The sequence below is a fragment of the Rhodovarius crocodyli genome (assembly GCF_004005855.1).
Classification (GTDB): Bacteria; Pseudomonadota; Alphaproteobacteria; order Acetobacterales; family Acetobacteraceae; genus Rhodovarius; species Rhodovarius crocodyli.
The window spans coordinates 1-17,499 of the sequence record NZ_SACL01000017.1 but is presented as its reverse complement, the minus strand read 5'-3'; the positions used below and the strand labels follow the sequence as shown (position 1 = coordinate 17,499).

Here is a 17,499-nt window from a genome sequence, read left to right as displayed (position 1 = left end):
GTCATTCCTCCTCAACCTGGTGGCGCATCGCGGCGCGGGCCCTGTTCCCGCGCCGCGGTCGGCGTCAGCTCCTGATCAGCGGGCAGCTGCCCTCGGCGAGGGGGCGGAAGCTCTCCTCGGCCGGGGTCGTCGCCAGCAGCTTGTAGTAGTCCCACGGCGCGCGGCTCTCGGCCGGGGACTTCACCTCGAACAGATAGGTCGGGTGCAGCTTGCGGCCGTCCGCGCGGATGGAGCCCGCGCCGAAGGCGTCGTCCTCGGTGGGCATCGCCTTCATCTTGTTCACGGCCTCGACGCCGCTGGCCTTGGCGGCGGCGACGCCCATCTCGGCCACCGCCTTCAGGTAGTGCAGCGCGCCGGCATAGCAGCCTGCATGCACCATGCTGGGCTTCACGTTGCCGGGCATGTTGCCCAGGCGCTGCGTCAGCGCGCGGGTGCGGTCGTTCAGGTCCCAGTAGAAGCTCTCGGTCAGCACCAGGCCCTGGGCCGTCTGCAGGCCGAGGCTATGGACGTCGGTGATGAACACCAGCAGACCGGCGAGCTTCACGCCGCGGCGGGTGATGCCGAATTCCGCCGCCTGCTTGATGCTGTTGATGGTGTCGGCGCCCGCATTGGCCAGGCCGATCACCTGCGCGCGGGACGCCTGCGCCTGCACCAGGAAGGAGGAGAAGTCGGTCGTGCCCGGGAAGGGCGTGCGCACGCTGCCCAGGATCTGCCCGCCGGCATTGCGGATGAAGGTGCTGGTGTCACGCTCCAGCGCATGGCCGAAGGCATAGTCGGCGGTGATGAAGAACCAGCGCTGCCCGCCCGCGCGCACCATGGCGCCGCCGGTGGACTTGGCCAGCATCCAGGTGTCGTAGGTCCAGTGGACGGTGTTGGGCGAGCAGGCGGTGCCGGTCAGGTCGGAGGCCGCGGCGCCCGAGTTGATGAAGACCTTGTTCTTCTCACGCACGATGGTGTTCACGGCCAGCGCGACCGAGGAGGTCGGCACGTCCATGATGACGTCCACGCCGTCGCGGTCGATCCACTGGCGCACCACGGTGCTGCCGACGTCCGGGCGGTTCTGGTGGTCGGCCTGCACGACCTCCACCGTGATGCCGCGGGCCTCGATGCCGCTGTCCTTGATGGCCTGGCGCACCGCCTGGGTGGAACCGCCGCCCGACAGGTCGCGGTAGGTGCCGGACTGGTCGTTCAGCACGCCGATCTTGATGGTGTTGGCGGCCTGGGCCCGGGCCGACCGGAAGGGTGCCGCGCCCCAGACAGGAGCGGTGGCGGCGGCACCGAGAAGAGTGCGGCGATCGAAGTTCATTTCCTGTGTTCCTCCTGCATGACCTGGTGGGGCGCTACACGCCGAGATACTGGTGCAGCCTGTCCATCGCCCCTGATAGTTCACTGTTCGCGACGGTATCCACGACCATGCCGTGGTCCATCACGTAGTGCCGGTCCGCCACCGTCTGCGCGAAGCGGAAATTCTGCTCGACCAGCAGCACGGTGAAGCCGCGCTCCTTCAATGCGCGGATCGTGTGGCCGATCTGCTGCACGATCACGGGGGCCAGCCCCTCGCTCGGCTCATCCAGCAGCAGCAGCTTGGCACCCGTGCGCAGGATGCGCCCGATCGCCAGCATCTGCTGCTCGCCGCCCGAGAGCTTGGTGCCCTGGCTCTTCACGCGCTCCAGCAGGTTGGGGAACAGGTGGTGGATCTCCTCCACCTTCAGCCCGCCGAACATCACCTCGGGCGGCAGCACCAGGTTCTCGCCCACGTTCAGGGAGGCGAAGATGCCCCGCTCCTCCGGGCAATAGGCGATGCCGGCACGGGCGATGATGTCGGGCCTGGCGGAGATCAGCTCCTTGCCCTGGAACTTCACGCTGCCGGCGCGCTTGCCGGTCAGGCCCATGATGGCGCGCAGCGTGCTGGTCTTGCCCGCGCCGTTGCGGCCCAGCAGCGTCACCACCTCGCCTGCCTTGATGTCCAGGTTCACGCCGTGCAGCACATGGCTCTCGCCGTACCAGGCTTCGAGATTGCGGACTTCGAGAAGTGTTTCAGACATGCGCGGTCTCCGGCGCACCCACGCTCTGCGGGTCCTCGCCCAGATAGGCCGCGATCACCTCCGGATTGCGGGAGACGGAGGCATAGTCGCCCTCGGCCAGCACCTGCCCGCGCGCGAGCACGGTGATGCGGTCGCACAGCCCCTCGACCACCTTCAGGTTGTGTTCGACCAGCAGCACGGTGCGCCCCTGCGAGACGCGCTTCACCAGTGCGACGATGCGGTCCACATCCTCCGACGTCATGCCGGCGGTGGGCTCGTCCAGCAGCATCATCTGCGGCTCCATCGCGAGCGTCGTCGCGATCTCGAGCGCGCGCTTGCGGCCATAGGGAAGCTGGCCCGCCGCGAGCTCCGCGTATTGGGTCAGCCCCACATCGGCCAGCAGTTCCATCGCGCGGTCGTTGTACTGCTTCAGCATGGAGGAGGAGCGCCAGAAATCGAAGCTGTTGCCGCGCTGCCGCTGCAACGCCACGCGCACATTCTCCATCACGGTGAAATGCGGAAACACGGCGGAGATCTGGAAGCTGCGCACCAGGCCCAGGCGCGCGACCTCGGCGGGCTTCATCGCGGTGATGTCGCGCCCGTCATAGGTGATGCGCCCGCGCGTGACCGGCAGGAACTTCGTGAGCAGATTGAAGCAGGTCGTCTTGCCCGCGCCATTGGGTCCGATCAGCGCGTGGATGGAACCGCGCCTGACCTTGAGGTTCACGTTGGAGACCGCCGCGAAGCCGCGGAACTCCTTGGTCATGCCCTCGGTTTCCAGGATGAAATCGCTCACCCGGGCTCCTCTCCTGTCGTTTCCGTATTCCGTTCGGGTGAGTCTCCACCCGTTGAATGGAAGTTATGGCGATGCACCATCCGCATGGCAAGCATCGAAAACACGCTGGGGTTCAACCGGTCGGTCGAGGCCTCGAGCACCCCTCGCCACCGCAACAGCGTTCCACAGCACGGCCCGGCGGAAGCGGTGCCGGACCGTCTGCGCAGACAGGCAAAGGGCGCCTAGCGCAGCCCGTCATGCCCCTCGATTTCCTCGGCGCTGAGCCCGCCGATACGCGGCCAGGGGCGGCCGCCCTTCGCGAGCGCCAGCGCCAGCACGATCTCGCCCGCCATGGGCGCGTCGGTCACGCGCAGCTCGATCGCGTCGAAATGGCTGCGCACGAAGGCCGCGTCCTTGTGGCCGAGCGGGATGTCGATGGTGGCCCCCATGCCGGCGCGCTTCTTGGCCGAGGGGATGAGCGCCGCACCGCCGTTCAGCGCGGCCCGCACCGGCGCGCCCATCTTGGGGTGCAGCAGGGCGGCGGCATGTTCCAGCTCGCCTCCCTCCCCCACGATCGCGGCCTTGCCATAGGCATCGGCCTCGGTGCCCAGCGCCGCCAGGGCGCGCGCGGCAAGCTCCGCGCCGAGCGCCTCGCCGGCCTCGATCAGCGGCGCCAGGTCATGCTCGAAATGCCCGGCGAAGGGGTTCTTCAGCACGCAGGCCGCGATGGCGCGCCGTCGCGGCTCCGGCAGGGGGCATCCGCCCTCCTCCAGCACTTCCTCGGTCAGCAGGATGAACTTGCGGATCTGCACGGGCATGGGTCACACCCCTTCATGGGCGCGGCAGGGTTTGGGCAATGGCCGCCTGCGCGCCCGGTTTCCTTCCCGGCTTCCAACTGGTGCCGGGCACGCCAGAATGCCAGAGTCGCACTCGGGCAAGGAGTGGCAGATGAGCGACAGGACCGCGATTTTCGGTGCGCGCGAGGGCAATGAGGGCATCGTGCGCTGCGACGCCTGCCCGGTGCTGTGCCGCATCCGCCCAGGCCGCGCCGGCGCCTGCCAACGCTATGCCAATGAGGACGGAAGGCTGGTCCGCACCGAGCCGCTTGTGCTGCTGGAACGCACGGTGGCCGAGGATGGCCGCGTGGTGCCGTTCCTCGAAGCCTCCCGCGACTGGGCGGGCGGCATCGCGCCGGCTGAGGAATACTTCGTTTCCGCCATCGGCTCGGGCACCACCTACCCCGACTACAAGCCCGCCCCCTTCATCGTGCAGACCGAGTTCCGCGGCGTGGATACCGTGACCGTCGTGACGGAGGGCATCTTCAGCTACGCCGGCGTGAAGGTGAAGATCGACACCGACCGGCACCTGGGGCCCGAGACCGCCGCCGTGCGCTACCAGGGGGAGGTGATCGGCCATGTCACCACCGCCGAATACGGCAGCCAGATGCTGTCGCTCGGCGGCGTGCACCACCTGACGGGCGGCTCCAAGAAGGAAGGCCAGGTGACGTGCCAGGCCGTCCTCGCGCTGTCCAACAAGGAAGCCATCGATGTCGAGATCGAGGGCGGCGCGAAGCTCACCATCCAGGCCGGCCGCGCCCCCATCGTGAACGGCGTGCCCGAGGCGCGGATGCGCGTGGGTTGCGGGGCCGCCACCATCGGCATCTTCGCCCAGCAATGGCAGGGCCATGTCGATGAGGTCGTGGTGATCGACGACCACATCACCGGCGTGCTGACGGAACACCAGGCCGGCAAATGCCTGGACATGCGCCCGGGCGGCGTGCGGGTGCGCGGCCGCCGCTCCACCCCCGGCCGCTATTTCCAGGTGGCGGAGCCCGGCGCGGGCTGGGGCGGCACCACCATCGAGAACCCGCTGGACGCGATCGAGAGCATCGACCCCAAGCTGGCCTGGCCCGGCATGCGGATGCTGATGGTCAGCACCACCGGCGAGGATTCGGCCTGGTTCGAGCTGGACGACGCATTGAAGCCCATCCCCGCCCGCATGCCCGACGCGGTGCGCGCCACGGTCGAGCGCATCGGCGAGAACTGCGAGCCGGCGATGACCTCCGTGCTGTTCATCGCGGGGGCTGGCGGGTCCCTGCGCGCCGGCGTGACCGAAAACCCCATCCACCTGACGCGCAAGGTGCAGTCGGGTGAGATCCGCCTGACCATGGGCGGCGCGCCCTGCATCTTGTGGCCCGGCGGCGGCATCACCATCATGGCGGACGTCCTGGACATGCCCGACGGTTCCTTCGGCTATGTCCCCACCCCCGCCCTGGTGGCGCCGCTGGAGTTCACGATGCCCGCCGATCTCTATGCCGCGATCGGCGGCCACACCGCCCAGGCGGTGCCGCTCGCTGAGATCCTGAAGGAGTACGGCGACACCGCCCGGCGCGAGTCGCTTCGTGGGGACCTGCCATGGCCTGGCGCCCCGGCGTAACTCCCCCCCTGCTGGGCGCCAAGGACCTGCCCGATGGCAGGTTCTGCATCGAGGAAGGCCCGATCAGCCTGGTGATCGGCATCGAGGGCAAGCCCGTGGCCGTGCGCGCGGCCCAGCAGGCCGCCATCACGCGCATGAACGGGCTGCTGGCGGCGATGTGCGAGGAATTGCCGCTGCTGCGCGCGCGCCTCGACGGGCCCCTGCCCGTGCTGCGCCACCCCGTCGCGCGGCGCATGGCCGAAGCATGCTGGCCCCACCGCGCCGATTTCATCACCCCGATGGCCGCCGTGGCGGGCGCGGTGGCCGAGCATGTGCTGGCCGCCATCACCGAGGTGCCGGGCATCCAGGCCGCCCATGTGAACAATGGCGGGGATATCGCGGTGTTCCTGGCGCGCGGGTCCAGCCTGCGCGTGGGGCTGTGCGCGGACCTGGGCGACGGGCGGCCCGACGGGCTGGCGGTGCTGGCGGCGGGCGACGGCATCGGCGGCATCGCCACCAGCGGCTGGCCGGGGCGCAGCTTCTCCCGCGGGGTGGCCGATGCGGTGACGGTGCTGGCCACGCGCGCGGCGGATGCCGATGCGGCCGCCACCATCATCGCCAACGCCACCGACGCCGACCACCCGGCCGTGCAGCGCGCGCCCGCCGCCTCGCTGGATGCGGACAGCGACCTGGGTGACATCCTCGTGACCACCGGCGTGCGCGCGCTGCCGCCGCCGCTGGTGCTGCTGGCGCTGGAGCGGGGGGCGCGCGTGGCGGAACGCCTTCTGTCGCGCGGACTCATCCGCGCGGCCCTGCTGCGCGTTCAGGGTCAGTCGCTGCAGGTGGGCGAGTGCCGGGTGCAGGCCCTGCCCAGGGTGTGATCCCCCGGGGTTCTTGCCCGCCGCCCCATCGGGCTGCGATGATGGCAAGACCTTGAGGGAAAACGCATGTCCGACAGCCAAGACAATAGCCGGTTCGGTCGTCGCCTGGTGGTTCTGCGCCTGGCGGCGGTGGGCGGCGCCGCGGGCGTGGTGCCCGCCTATGCGCAGGGGCCGAAATCGGGCTGGAACGCGCCCCCGGGCGCGGCACCCGGCGGGCAGAGCGGGCTGACGGACAACGACCCGAATGATCCGGCCGGCAACGGGCGCGGCCAGGGCGGGCGCCCGGGCGGCGTGACCGACAGTGACCCCAATGACCCGCCGGGCCAGGGCCGCGGGCGCGGCGGCGGTGCCCCCCAGGGCCCGACCGACAGCGACCCCAACGACCCGCCCGGCCAGGGCCGTGGGCGGGGCGGCGGTGCGCCCCAGGGGCCCACCGACAGTGATCCCAACGACCCGCCCGGCCGCCGGCGCGGCGGCGGCGGCCGCACGTAGCCGCGCGGCGCCCGCCGCTTATCGGCTTCCCGAAATCACGGATTCGTGATGCGTTCGGGAAGTCGATAGGAGGATTCGGGATTTGCCGCGGACACGTCTACTCAGCCTTGCCGGGGCATCGATGCTGGCAGCCATCCTGTCCGGCCCGAACCCGGCGGCGGCGCAGTCACCGCTGCTGCAGCGGCCACCGGCCCCCCTCCAGGTGCGGCAACCCTGCGACGAGCTGCGTGGGCAGTCGCGCGCCTATTTCGAATGCCTGTCGCAACGGCGCCCGGCGCCTGCCACCGCGCCCTTCTCACCCGGCCCCTGCGCCGCCATTGCAGATCTGCGCGCGCGCATGGAATGCCAGGGCCGGCTGGCGGTGTCTCCGGTACCGAGGACATCGGGGCCGCCGCAACGCTGCACCTTCGTCGCCCCCTGCACCGACGGTCGCGGCCGGTACTACCTGACCGACCGCAACGAGAAGGTCTATTTCCCCAGGCGGTGATCGGACCTTCGCCGATCAGGCCTTCCGCGCCTGGTTATAGGGCGCATAGGGCGGGTGCTCGCCGATCGTCGCCATGTCGATCTCCAGCAGCACCGGCCCCTTGGTGGCGAAGGCCTTTTCCAGCATCGGCCCGAAATCCGCGACGCTGGAGACGCGCAGCCCCGGCAGCCCGGCCAGCTGCGCCAGCTGCATCAGGTCCGGCCCCTGCAGGTCGTGGTAGAAGCGCCGGCCGGCGGCATAATCCTGGATGTGCCGGATCACGCCATAGCCCTTGTCGTTCATGACCATGACGATCAGCTCGGCCTGTTCCTGCACCGCCGTCCACAGCTCCGGCATGTTCATGGCGAAGCCGCCGTCACCCACCATGGCGATGGCCTTGCGCCCCTTCCCCGCCATGGCGGCCCCGATGCCCAGCGGCAGGCCGGGCCCGATCGCCGCCCCCACCGGATGCACCGCGTCATTCGGCCCCAGCACCGGGAAGATGCGGTTGCCCCATGCGGAGTTGCTGATGGTGATGTCGCGCACCCACAGCGCATCCTTGGGCATCACTTTCCGCAGCGTCGCCGGGAAGCTCTCATAGGGGCCGAGGGTGGAGGCGAACTCCGCCACGGCGCGGGACTTCAGCGCCGCGAGGTCCCGTTGGAAGGCGTCGCCTTTCGGTTCCAGCGCGTCGGCGATGGCGTTCATCGTCAGGCTCGCATCACCCTGGACGAAGATGTCGGGCTGATAGGTGCGCCCATTCGCCGCCGGGTCGATGTCCACGATGATCAGCGGCTTGGGCAGCTTCAGCGAGAAATCCAGCGTCTCATGCCCGCGCAGCCGGCTGCCGACCACCAGCATGGCATCGCAGCTGCCGTAGAATTCGGCCACCGGCGGTGCGCCCGCGCCATGCAGCCCGCCCAGCGTGCGCGGGTCGTCCTCCGCGATCACGCCGCGGCCGTTCCAGGAATTGACCGCGCCGAAGCCGAGGTCGAGCAGGCGCAGCGCCGCCTCGCGCGCGCCCTTCGCACCGTTGCCCAGCCACAGCATCGGGCGCTTCGCGGCGCGCAGCGCGGCGATGGCGGCGGCCAGGCCCTGGGCCTCCGGCGGCGGCGGGGGCGGCAGGGAGATGGCGATGTTCGCCCAATCCGGCCGCGCGACCTCCATGCGCTGGATATCGATCGGCACCTCCACGCTGACCGGGCCCATGGGCGGCGTCAGGGCGGCGGTCGCGGCCGCCATCAGGGTGGGCAGCGCCTCCTGCGGGGCGCGCACGCGGAAGGCGCGCTTGCAGACGGCCTCCAGCATGTCGGTCTGGCCCGGCACGTCATGCACGGTGCCCATGTCCCGATCGATGAATTTCGTGGCCGTCTGGCCGGTGATGTGCAGGACGGGGCTGCCGGCGAAGCGTGCCTCGACCAGGCCCGGCACCGCATTGGCCGCCCCCGGGCCGGTGGAGCTGAACAGCACGCCCAGATGCCGGGCCACGCGCGCATAGGCATCGGCCATATGCGCCCCGCCCATCTCGCCGCGCGCCATGACATAGCGCACGGCGTTGCGCTGGCTCAGGGCATCCAGCATCGGGATGTTGTGGACGGAGACGATGCCGAAGGCGGTGTCGACCCCCACCGCCGGCAGGAACTCGGCCACGAGTTCCCCAACCGTATAGGCCATGGCGTTTCTTCCCTATTTGTTATGGGAAGAAGTGTGCACCCGCTTGCGCAGCCGGGGAAGCGCCCCTCAATCCGTCAGCCGGATATTGGCGCGCCTGATCACCTCGCCCCACATCGTGCTCTCATGCTCGACCAGGTTGCCGAATTCCTGCGGCGTGCTGCCCACGGGCTCGGCGCCGTCACGGGCCATGCGTTCGCGGATATCGGGCCGCCGAGCGGCCTCCTGCACCGCGGCCGACAGCCGCTCGACGGACCCCGCCGGCATCCCGCGCAGCCCGAACAGGCCGAACCACAGATAGGCCGTGAGCTGCGGCCAGCCCTGCTCGGCGAAGGTCGGGATATCGGGTGCTGCATCCAGCCGCCGCTCGGAACTCACGGCCAGGATGCGCAGCTGCCCGGCACGGTGATTGTTGATGGCCGGAAGCACGCCGTCGAAGCACATCTTCACATTGCCCGCGACCGCATCCGACAGCATGGGCCCGGAGCCGCGATAGGGCACATCCTGCAGGTCGAGCCCCATGATGGATTCGGCCTGCTCGGCGAAGACATGGGTCATGCCGCCGCGCCCGACGGTGCCATAGGCATGCTGGCCCGGCTCCGCCTTCACCTTGGCCACCCATTCGGCCAGGTTGCGGGCCGGGAAGCTCGGATGGACGTGCAGCACCAGCGGCAGACGCGTGCCGTTGGAGATCGGCACGAAGGCCGCCGGGTCATAGCTCAGCCGCGAATACAGATGCGGGTTGGTCGTGATGACCGCCTGCCCGGCCCAGAGCAGGGTGTGCCCGTCCGGCGCGGCCTCCGCCACCGCATTGGCCGCGATGGCCCCCGCGCCGCCGCCCCGGTTCTCGACCAGCACCGGCTGGCCGAGGGTTTCCGACATACGCGCGCCGATGGCGCGTGCGCCGTTATCGGCCGCCCCGCCCGCCGCGAAGGGCACGATCAGGCGGATGGGCCGCGTCGGCGACCAGGCCTGCGCGAAGGCAGGGGTCGCCAGGAAAGGTGCAGCCAACAGGGAACGGCGCAGCATCACTGGCGCTCCAGCCCCACGGCGGCGGCGAGTTCCGCATAGCGCGCGATCTCGCTCGCCAGGAAGGTCTTGGCATGTTCGGTGGTGCCGGGCGTGGGGGTGTAGCCGAGGCGGCCCAGGCGTGCGCCCACCTCGGGGTCCGCCAGCACGCGGTTGAGGGCGGCATTGGCCTTGGCCTGCACGCCGGCGGGTGCGGGCGACACGGTGGCCAGGCCGAACCACACCGTCAGGGAGAAGCCGGGCACCGCCGCGCCCACGGGCGGGATCTCGGGCGCCAGCGGGAAGGGCTGGGCGGTGGTCACGCCCAGCGCGCGCACCCGGCCCTCACGCACCTGGGCCATGCCGTTGGCGAAATCGGTGAAGGTGCTGTCGATACGCCCGGCCATCACATCGGTCAGCGCCTCGGGCCCGCCGCGATAGGGCACGGCGGTCATGGTCACGCCTGCCGTGCGGTTCATCTGGGCGCTGGCGATCAGCGCGGAGGAATTGCCGTGGCTGAAGGTCAGCTGGCCGGGCCGCGCCCGGGCGCGGGCGATCAGGTCCGCGGTGGAGGTCGCGCCGTTCATCGGCGCCACCAGCAGATAGGGCGCCTCTGCCACCTGGCCGATATGGGTGAAGTCGTTCACCGGATCATAGCCGAGGTTGCGCACCGTATAAGGGTTCAGCGCCCCGTTGGTGACCGAGAGCACCACCCAGGTATTGCCGTCCGCCGCCGCCGTCCTGGCGGAGATGGTGCCCACCACGCCATTGCCGCCCGGCCGGTTCTCGATGACCACCGTCTGGCCCAGCGCATGGCTGAGAGGTTCCGCCAGGTTGCGGAACAGCGTGTCCGTCACCGAACCCGCCGGAAAGGCGATGACCATGCGAATGGGGCGATCGGGCCAGCTCTGCCCGAGAGCCGGGGCAGCCAGCAGCGTGCACGGCAGGGCAAGAGCCCCACGGCGGGTCATTCTCATCAATTTCCTCCACGGCGCATTCGTTTGCACCTTTGTGGGCGCATGGTTGTGCGGCGCGAGGCGCGGCGCAAGGGTGAAGTTGGGAACCACGCCACAGGGTGCTAATCCGCCCGCATGATCCTGATCGGCATAGGCGCCAACCTGCCCGGCGCCGACGGCAGCGCGCCGCTGGCCACCTGCCGCGCGGCGGCCGGGGCACTGGCCGCGCTGCCGGGCATGCGCCTGGCCGCCCTCTCCCGCTGGTGGGAAAGCGCGCCCATCCCGCCCCTGCCCGGCTCCCCCTGGTATGTGAACGGGGTGGCGCGGCTGGAGGGCGCGATGGCCCCCGACGCGCTGCTGGCCGCCCTACACGGCATCGAGGACCGCTTCCACCGCGAGCGCCCCTATGTGAATGCGCCGCGCACGCTCGACCTCGACCTGCTGGCGCATGGGCAGACGGTGCGCAGCGGGCCGGGCCTCATTCTGCCGCATCCGCGCCTGCAGGACCGCCGCTTCGTGCTGGAACCGCTGCTGGAGGTGGCGCCGGGCTGGGTGCACCCGCTGCTGGGGCCCGCCCATGCGCTGCTGGAAGCCCTGCCGCCACAGGATCTTCACCCGCTTCCGGCCTGATGCGCTTGCCTTTCGGGCCGCCCGTGGCTATCTGGAAGTTTCCGCACTGGTGCCCGTCAGGCTCCAGCATTACCGGCGTACAGGAGTACCCATGGCACGCGTTACCGTCGAGGACTGCATCCTTCAGGTTCCGAACCGCTTCGAGCTGGTTCTGTACGCCGCGCAGCGCGCCCGCAACATCAGCCGCGGCGAGAGCCTGACGGTCGATCGCGACAATGACAAGAACCCCGTCGTCGCGCTGCGCGAAATCGCGGACCAGACCGTCGAGCTGCCGAACCTGGAAGCCGACCTGATCAAGTCCCTGTCCCGCGCGCCGGAGCCGGAGCCCGTCGAGGACGAGGTGATGGACCTGATCGCGACCGACGAGAACATCTTCGGCGTGATGGACGTGAACGAGGAACTGCCGGGCGGTGGCGAAGCCGCCGAGGACGGCGTGGACATCGAGGCCGCGATCGGCGCCGAACTCTTCGGCGACGACCAGTAACAGAGGCCGGGTTGCCGGACCCGCACCCGAAACCCCTCCGGGAACCCGAGGGAAGCAGCATGGCAGGGGGCGCCACGCCCCCCGCCTCCATTCCCGGCCTGACCGAAGCGATCGCCTTCGCCAACCGCGCCGCCGACGCGGACCCGCGCCTTGATCGCGCCGTCATCGTCGAGGCCGCGCGCTTCGCCGCCGAGGCCCATGCCCAGCAGGCGCGCAAGAACGGCGAGCCCTACATCATCCACCCGGTCGCCGTCGCCGGGATCCTCGCCAACTACAAGCTCGACACCGCCACCATCGCGACAGCCCTGCTGCACGACGTGGTCGAGGACACCGAGCATACGCTGGCCGACATCCAGCGCCGCTTCGGCGCCGAAGTCGCGAAGCTGGTGGACGGCGTCACCAAGCTTTCCCGCATCGAGGTCCAGTCCGAGCGCACCAAGCAGGCCGAGAACCTGCGCAAGCTGCTGGTGGCGGTCAGCGAGGACATCCGCGTCCTGCTGGTCAAGCTCGCGGACCGTCTGCACAACATGCAGACCCTGCATCACGTGCCCAAGCCCGAGAAACGGGCCCAGACGGCGCGAGAGACGCTCGACATCTATGCCCCGCTGGCCGAACGCATCGGCCTGGAACGCTTCAAGTCCGAGCTTGAGAACCTTTCCTTCCGGGAGCTGAACCAGGAAGCCTGGCAGGGCATCCAGTCGCGCCTGACATTCCTGCGCGGCCAGTCGGCCGACCTGATCGGCGAGATCGAGAAGGACATCGCCGAGGTGCTGGCGCGCCACGGCATCAAGGCCATCGAGGTGCTGGGGCGGCAGAAATCCCCCTACTCCATCTGGCGCAAGATGAAGGCCAAGGACGTGACCTTCGAGGCGCTGTCCGATGTCATGGCCTTCCGCGTGATCGTCGAGGAAAAATCCCAGTGCTATGTGGCGCTCGGCGCGCTGCACGATGCCTATCGGGTGATCCCGGGCCGCTTCAAGGACTATATCAGCACCCCCAAGGCCAACGGCTATCAGTCGCTGCACACGGGTGTGACGGTGCCCGCCAAGCGCCACGCCAAGATCGAGGTGCAGATCCGCACCAAGGCGATGCACGAGGTCGCGGAATACGGCATCGCCGCGCATTGGGTCTACAAGCAGGGCAATGACGACGGCACCCAGCCGCGCCGCTATCCCTGGATGAAGGCCCTCGTCGAGATCATCGAGAACGCGGCCGACCCGCAGGACGTGCTGGAGAATACCAAGCTCGAACTGCACACCGATGTGGTGTTCGTGTTCACGCCGAAGGGTGAGCTGTTCGAGCTGCCGCGGGGTGCCACGCCCATCGACTTCGCCTATCGCGTGCACAGCCAGGTGGGTGACACCTGCGTCGGCGCCAAGGTGAACGGCAAGGTGATGCCGCTGCGCCAGCCGCTGTCGAACGGCGACCAGATCGAGGTCATCACCGCGCGTGGCGGCAAGCCCAACCCCGATTGGCTGAACTTCGTCGTCACCGGCCGCGCCCGCGCCCGCATCCGCCGCTTCGCCCAGGCGGCCGAGCGCGAGAAGTTCGGTGAGGAAGGCCGCTCCGCCATCGCCAAGGCCTTCCGCCAGGACGGGCTGGATTTCAACGAGAAGCTGCTGGAGCCGGCGCTGAAGCCGCTGAAGCAGGCCACGCTCGACGATCTGTATGTCGCGGTGGGCTCGGGCTCGCTCGGCCCGCGTGAGGTGCTGTTCGCCGCCGTGCCGGAGCTGCGCGGCCCGACCCGCTCTCCCGACAGCCTCATGCTGGCGCGCCCGCGCGGGCGGCTGGGCGCGGGCCCGCTGCTGACGGGGCGCGAGCGCGGCGAGATCGAGGGCGTGGACAGCACCGGCATCGCCGGCCTGCCGCCCGGCACGCCCATCAACTTCGCCGGCTGCTGCTGCCCGGTGCCCGGTGAGCCCATCGTGGGCGTTATCAACACCGGCCGCGCCATCACCATCCACAGGCGCGAATGCCACAGCCTGGACGCCTTCGCCGCGACGCCCGAGCGTTTCTTCGAGGTGAAATGGGCCACGGGCAGCGCCGAGCCCCGCACGGCCAAGCTGCATGTCTCGGCCGTGAACGAGCCGCAGGTGCTGGCCGGCATCACCACCACGCTGGCTAGCCAGAAGGGCGCGATGAATGCCCTGCGCATCGCCCGCCGGCCCGATGAGATCGACATCACGCTGGAGGCCGAGGTGCGCGACATCCGCCACCTACAGGACATCATGGCGTCGCTGCGCGCCTGCCAGGGGGTGTTCAGGGTGGATCGGGTGAAGGGGTGAGGAAGCTAGGCTAGAATAGATATTCTTCTTTTTCTGTAGAAAAAGAAGCAAAAAGACTTTTGTTAGTTATTATGATGGCATCCCTCCCCGTTAAAACGCCCAGAAAATAACTAAAAATTTTTTGGTTCTTTTTTATAAAAAAGAACACTAACCCCTCCAGCCAACCACCCCGCCTTTCAATCACCGCGCTTTGGTCTTATCCTCCCGGCAATTCCGGAGGAAACCAATGCCAAGCCGCCGCGCCCTGCTGGCCACGCCGTTCATCATGCCCGCCGCTGCCCTCGCCCAGGCCCGCACCACGGAAGTCATCATCCCCTATCCGCCCGGCGGCGGCGTGGACATCGTGGCGCGCTTCGGCTTCGCCCATGCGGGCACCCGGCTTCCCGGCATGCGCTTCGCCTTCGTGAACCGGCCCGGCGCCTCGGGGCAGATCGGCAATGAGGCGATCTTCAACAGCATCCCGGACGGCACGACGGTCGGCGCGCTCGGCAACCTCTCCATCTGGACGCAGCCGCTGGAACGCCCCTGCCGCTGGCGGGCCGAGGATTTCACCGCCATCGCCAATGTCGTCGAGGACCCGTCGGGCCTGTTCGTGCGCGCCGATTCCCGCCTGCGCACGCTGGAGGATCTGGTCGCGGCCCTGCGCGACAAGCCTGAGGCCGTCTCCATCGGCACGGCCGCCGGCGTGGGTTCGGATGACCATCTGGTGGTGCTGTCGCTGATGGACGTGACGAACATCCGCCCGCTGATCGCGCCCTATAACGGCACGGCGCTGGCCCAGCGCGACCTGCTGACGGGCTCGATCGACGTGGCCAGCTTCAACATGGGCGAGAGCACGGCCCTGCTGCGCGAAGGGCGCATCCGGGCGCTGGGCCAGGCGGCGAACACGCGCTGGTCCGGCACGGCCGAGGTGCCGACCTTCAAGGAGCAGGGCTACGACGTGGTGATCGGCTCCTCCCGCGGGATCGTCGGGCCGCCCAACATGCCGCCCGAGCTGGTGGAACGCATGCGCGACGCCTTCCGCCAGGCCTTCGCCGACCCGCGCTTCGCGGTGGAGGCCGAGCGGGCCTCCCTGCCGCTGCGCCCGCTGGTGGGCGATGAGTTCAAGGAACTGATGACCCGTGAGGGCGAGTGGGTGAAGGCGCTTTTCGCGCGCCGCCCCTGGTCACGGGACAGCTGATTGCCACCTAGGGCAGTGATCCGTAGAGTCGTTGTATCGAACGGGAGATAACCCATGGCCGACTACCCCAACGTTCTGCTCCACATCGCCGGCGAATGGCGCGGGGCCGCCGATGGCCGCACCATCGACGTGCTGAACCCCGCCAATGAGGAAGTGGTGGGCACGGTCGCCCATGCCTCCAAGGCGGACCTCGACGCCGCCCTGGCGGCCGCCGAGCGCGGCTTCGCCACCTGGCGCAAGGTGCCCGCCTTCGAGCGCGGCAAGCTGATGCGCAAGGCGGCCGACCTGCTGCGCAGCCGCGCGGACACCATCGCCCGCTACATGACGCTGGAACAGGGCAAGCCCCTGCCGGAAGCCAAGATGGAAGTGCTGGCCGGTGCCGACACCATCGACTGGTTCGCCGAGGAAACTCGCCGCGCCTACGGCCAGATCATCCCGGCCCGCGCGCCCAACGTCTATCAGCTGGCGATCAAGGAGCCGGTGGGCCCCGTCGCCGCCTTCACCCCCTGGAACTTCCCGATCAACCAGGTCGTGCGCAAGCTGTCCGCCGCGCTGTCCACCGGTTGCTCCATCATCGTGAAGGCGCCCGAGGAAACCCCGGCCTCCCCGGCCGAGATGATCCGCTGCTTCCTCGATGCCGGCGTGCCGGGCGACGTGATCAGCTTGGTCTATGGCGTGCCGTCCGAGATCTCGGGCTACTTGATCCCGCACCCGACCATCCGCAAGGTGACCTTCACGGGCTCCACCCCGGTGGGCAAGCTGCTGGCGGGCCTCGCGGGCCAGCACATGAAGCGCGTGACCATGGAGCTCGGCGGCCACTCCCCGGTGATGGTGTTCGACGACGCCGACGTGGAGGCCGCGGCCAAGATCATGGCCACGTCCAAGTTCCGCAATGCCGGCCAGGTCTGCGTCAGCCCCACCCGCTTCCTAGTGCAGGAGAAGGTGTATGACCGCTTCGTCGCCACCTTCGTCGAGCAGACGAAGAAGGTGAAGGTGGGCAACGGCCTTGAGGAAGGCGTGACCATGGGCCCGATGGCCAATGACCGCCGCGTGCCCGTGATGGAGACCCTGGTGGCCGACGCCCGCCAGAAGGGTGCCGAGATCGTGACCGGCGGCAACCGCATCGGCAACAAGGGCTACTTCTTCGAGCCGACCGTGATCGCGGGTGCGACCACCGACATGCGCGCCATGAACGAGGAGCCGTTCGGCCCCGTCGCGCTGATGACGCCGTTCAAGGAGTTCGACGACGTGGTGGCGGAAGCCAACCGCCTGCCCTACGGGCTGGCCAGCTACGCCTTCACCTCCTCCAACCGCACGGCGCAGGCGCTGGCCTCCAGCGTCGAGGTGGGCATGATGACCATCAACCACCTGGGCCTCGCCCTGCCGGAAGTGCCCTTCGGCGGCGTGCGCGACAGCGGCTACGGCACCGAGGGCGGGTCTGAGGCGACGGAAGCCTATCTGATCACGAAGTTCGTGACGCAGGCGGGCGTCTGAGGGGCTTCGCCCCTCGGCCCCACCAAGGGGCGCTGCCCCTTGGTCTTTCTTTGGGAACCTAATGATTTACTGAGGGATAGCAGCTACCCACGGTGGAAGCGCTACCCTCCGAGGGTAAAGGCTACCAGTTTGAATCGTGTCGGATGCGCCATTCCTCCGCCCCGAGAGGATGGGCGCAAATGAACTCACGTCAACGGATAGACTGTGCTGAGGGCGACCCCGCTACAGCCGTTGCCGTCAAGCTCAAGGACGCGTAGTGGATTCGAAGCGCCTGCTGGCGTTTCGATAGGGCCCACATGGGCGAACTTCTCAATAAGGTGACGGGCAAGAGCTCGGCTCGATGTTTTGATGACGAGATTGAGCGACACGCTGTTCTCCAACACGGTTGGTTGCAAAATGTCGAGCAAGCCCACACGGTTGAGATCGTCGAGGTGGATCCCGGGTTCGTCGAGGAAGAATGTGCCGCCAAGACTGCGCGCACGGGAGAGAAAAAGCGCGAGCGCGAGATCCTGTGACGTGCCTCTGACGTGCCTCCCATTTCTCATCCAGCGATAACGAGAGTCCTGGGTTGATTTGAGCCTTGGTGTTGGTGGGTGGCAAGAGGCCGGTGTGCGGAGCTATCAGCCTGCGCAGCGTGCCGGCCGGTCTCTCCGCAGAAGGCGCTGGCGTAGTCCCTTGGCGTCATCCAGCCGAGGCCCGAGTGCGGGCGACGCTCGTTGTAGTCGCGCCTCCAGGCCT

Annotated in this window: 18 protein-coding genes; 10 read left to right on the top strand and 8 right to left on the bottom strand. The window is 69.0% G+C overall.

The genetic code is table 11. From position 1 onward, the window contains the following. Window positions 1-64 precede the first annotated feature (64 nt). From EOD42_RS24835 to EOD42_RS24820, 4 genes are all read right to left on the bottom strand, one after another. A complete protein-coding gene (locus EOD42_RS24835; RefSeq protein WP_127790303.1) occupies window positions 65-1,306 on the bottom strand; it encodes an ABC transporter substrate-binding protein in 1,242 nt (413 codons plus the stop codon). A 34-nt stretch (window positions 1,307-1,340) separates the two neighbouring features. Continuing rightward, window positions 1,341-2,045, bottom strand: a complete 705-nt coding sequence (locus tag EOD42_RS24830) for an ABC transporter ATP-binding protein (protein WP_127790302.1) — start codon at window positions 2,043-2,045, stop codon at window positions 1,341-1,343. After that, window positions 2,038-2,820, bottom strand: coding sequence for an ABC transporter ATP-binding protein (locus EOD42_RS24825; protein ID WP_240655286.1), 783 nt, complete (start codon window positions 2,818-2,820; stop codon window positions 2,038-2,040). The genes EOD42_RS24830 and EOD42_RS24825 overlap by 8 nt, the downstream gene beginning before the upstream one ends. A 221-nt stretch (window positions 2,821-3,041) precedes the next feature. Then, window positions 3,042-3,617 (bottom strand): amino acid synthesis family protein, encoded by a 576-nt coding sequence (locus EOD42_RS24820; protein WP_127790301.1) that lies wholly within the window; start codon window positions 3,615-3,617, stop codon window positions 3,042-3,044. Window positions 3,618-3,747: 130 nt separating this feature from the next. Here EOD42_RS24820 and EOD42_RS24815 point away from each other — a divergent pair, with 130 nt between their 5' ends. The 4 genes from EOD42_RS24815 to EOD42_RS24800 all read left to right on the top strand — a co-directional run bounded on the left by EOD42_RS24815 (window position 3,748) and on the right by EOD42_RS24800 (window position 7,074). Continuing rightward, window positions 3,748-5,235 (top strand): 6-hydroxynicotinate reductase, encoded by a 1,488-nt coding sequence (locus EOD42_RS24815; RefSeq protein WP_127790300.1) that lies wholly within the window; start codon window positions 3,748-3,750, stop codon window positions 5,233-5,235. Continuing rightward, window positions 5,214-6,095, top strand: a complete 882-nt coding sequence (locus EOD42_RS24810; RefSeq protein ID WP_127790299.1) for a UPF0280 family protein — start codon at window positions 5,214-5,216, stop codon at window positions 6,093-6,095. The genes EOD42_RS24815 and EOD42_RS24810 overlap by 22 nt, the downstream gene beginning before the upstream one ends. A gap of 66 nt (window positions 6,096-6,161) precedes the next feature. Further along, window positions 6,162-6,587, top strand: a complete 426-nt coding sequence (locus EOD42_RS24805) for a hypothetical protein (RefSeq protein WP_127790298.1) — start codon at window positions 6,162-6,164, stop codon at window positions 6,585-6,587. 121 nt (window positions 6,588-6,708) lie between these two features. After that, window positions 6,709-7,074: a hypothetical protein gene (locus EOD42_RS24800; RefSeq protein WP_127790297.1), complete on the top strand. Its 366-nt coding sequence runs from the start codon at window positions 6,709-6,711 to the stop codon at window positions 7,072-7,074. A gap of 15 nt (window positions 7,075-7,089) precedes the next feature. Here the strand turns inward: EOD42_RS24800 and EOD42_RS24795 are convergent, their stop codons facing one another. The 3 genes from EOD42_RS24795 to EOD42_RS24785 all read right to left on the bottom strand — a co-directional run bounded on the left by EOD42_RS24795 (window position 7,090) and on the right by EOD42_RS24785 (window position 10,703). Further along, window positions 7,090-8,727 carry a thiamine pyrophosphate-binding protein gene (locus tag EOD42_RS24795; protein WP_127790296.1) on the bottom strand — a complete coding sequence of 546 codons (1,638 nt, stop codon included), beginning with the start codon at window positions 8,725-8,727 and terminating at the stop codon, window positions 7,090-7,092. Between the two features lie 66 nt (window positions 8,728-8,793). Further along, the gene (locus tag EOD42_RS24790) at window positions 8,794-9,753 is read right to left on the bottom strand and encodes a Bug family tripartite tricarboxylate transporter substrate binding protein (RefSeq protein ID WP_127790295.1); all 960 of its coding nucleotides are present in this window, start codon (window positions 9,751-9,753) and stop codon (window positions 8,794-8,796) included. Continuing rightward, window positions 9,753-10,703: a Bug family tripartite tricarboxylate transporter substrate binding protein gene (locus EOD42_RS24785; RefSeq protein WP_164868116.1), complete on the bottom strand. Its 951-nt coding sequence runs from the start codon at window positions 10,701-10,703 to the stop codon at window positions 9,753-9,755. Before EOD42_RS24785 ends, EOD42_RS24790 begins: the two co-directional genes overlap by 1 nt. A gap of 120 nt (window positions 10,704-10,823) precedes the next feature. Between EOD42_RS24785 and folK the strand changes: the two genes are divergently transcribed. The 6 genes from folK to EOD42_RS24755 all read left to right on the top strand — a co-directional run bounded on the left by folK (window position 10,824) and on the right by EOD42_RS24755 (window position 17,276). Further along, the gene (folK, locus tag EOD42_RS24780) at window positions 10,824-11,318 is read left to right on the top strand and encodes a 2-amino-4-hydroxy-6-hydroxymethyldihydropteridine diphosphokinase (protein ID WP_127790293.1); all 495 of its coding nucleotides are present in this window, start codon (window positions 10,824-10,826) and stop codon (window positions 11,316-11,318) included. A gap of 91 nt (window positions 11,319-11,409) precedes the next feature. After that, window positions 11,410-11,802, top strand: a complete 393-nt coding sequence (rpoZ, locus tag EOD42_RS24775) for a DNA-directed RNA polymerase subunit omega (protein WP_127790292.1) — start codon at window positions 11,410-11,412, stop codon at window positions 11,800-11,802. A gap of 59 nt (window positions 11,803-11,861) precedes the next feature. Beyond that, entirely contained in the window at window positions 11,862-14,087 is a 2,226-nt protein-coding gene (locus EOD42_RS24770; protein ID WP_127790291.1) for a RelA/SpoT family protein, read from the top strand. Window positions 14,088-14,313: 226 nt separating this feature from the next. Beyond that, entirely contained in the window at window positions 14,314-15,267 is a 954-nt protein-coding gene (locus EOD42_RS24765; RefSeq protein ID WP_127790290.1) for a tripartite tricarboxylate transporter substrate binding protein, read from the top strand. Between the two features lie 54 nt (window positions 15,268-15,321). Then, window positions 15,322-16,761 (top strand): NAD-dependent succinate-semialdehyde dehydrogenase, encoded by a 1,440-nt coding sequence (locus EOD42_RS24760; RefSeq protein WP_127790289.1) that lies wholly within the window; start codon window positions 15,322-15,324, stop codon window positions 16,759-16,761. Window positions 16,762-17,057: 296 nt separating this feature from the next. Then, window positions 17,058-17,276 carry a hypothetical protein gene (locus tag EOD42_RS24755; RefSeq protein WP_127790288.1) on the top strand — a complete coding sequence of 73 codons (219 nt, stop codon included), beginning with the start codon at window positions 17,058-17,060 and terminating at the stop codon, window positions 17,274-17,276. A gap of 26 nt (window positions 17,277-17,302) precedes the next feature. Here the strand turns inward: EOD42_RS24755 and EOD42_RS26705 are convergent. After that, on the bottom strand, window positions 17,303-17,499 hold a 197-nt coding region (locus EOD42_RS26705), incomplete at its 5' end, for an integrase core domain-containing protein (protein WP_164868103.1).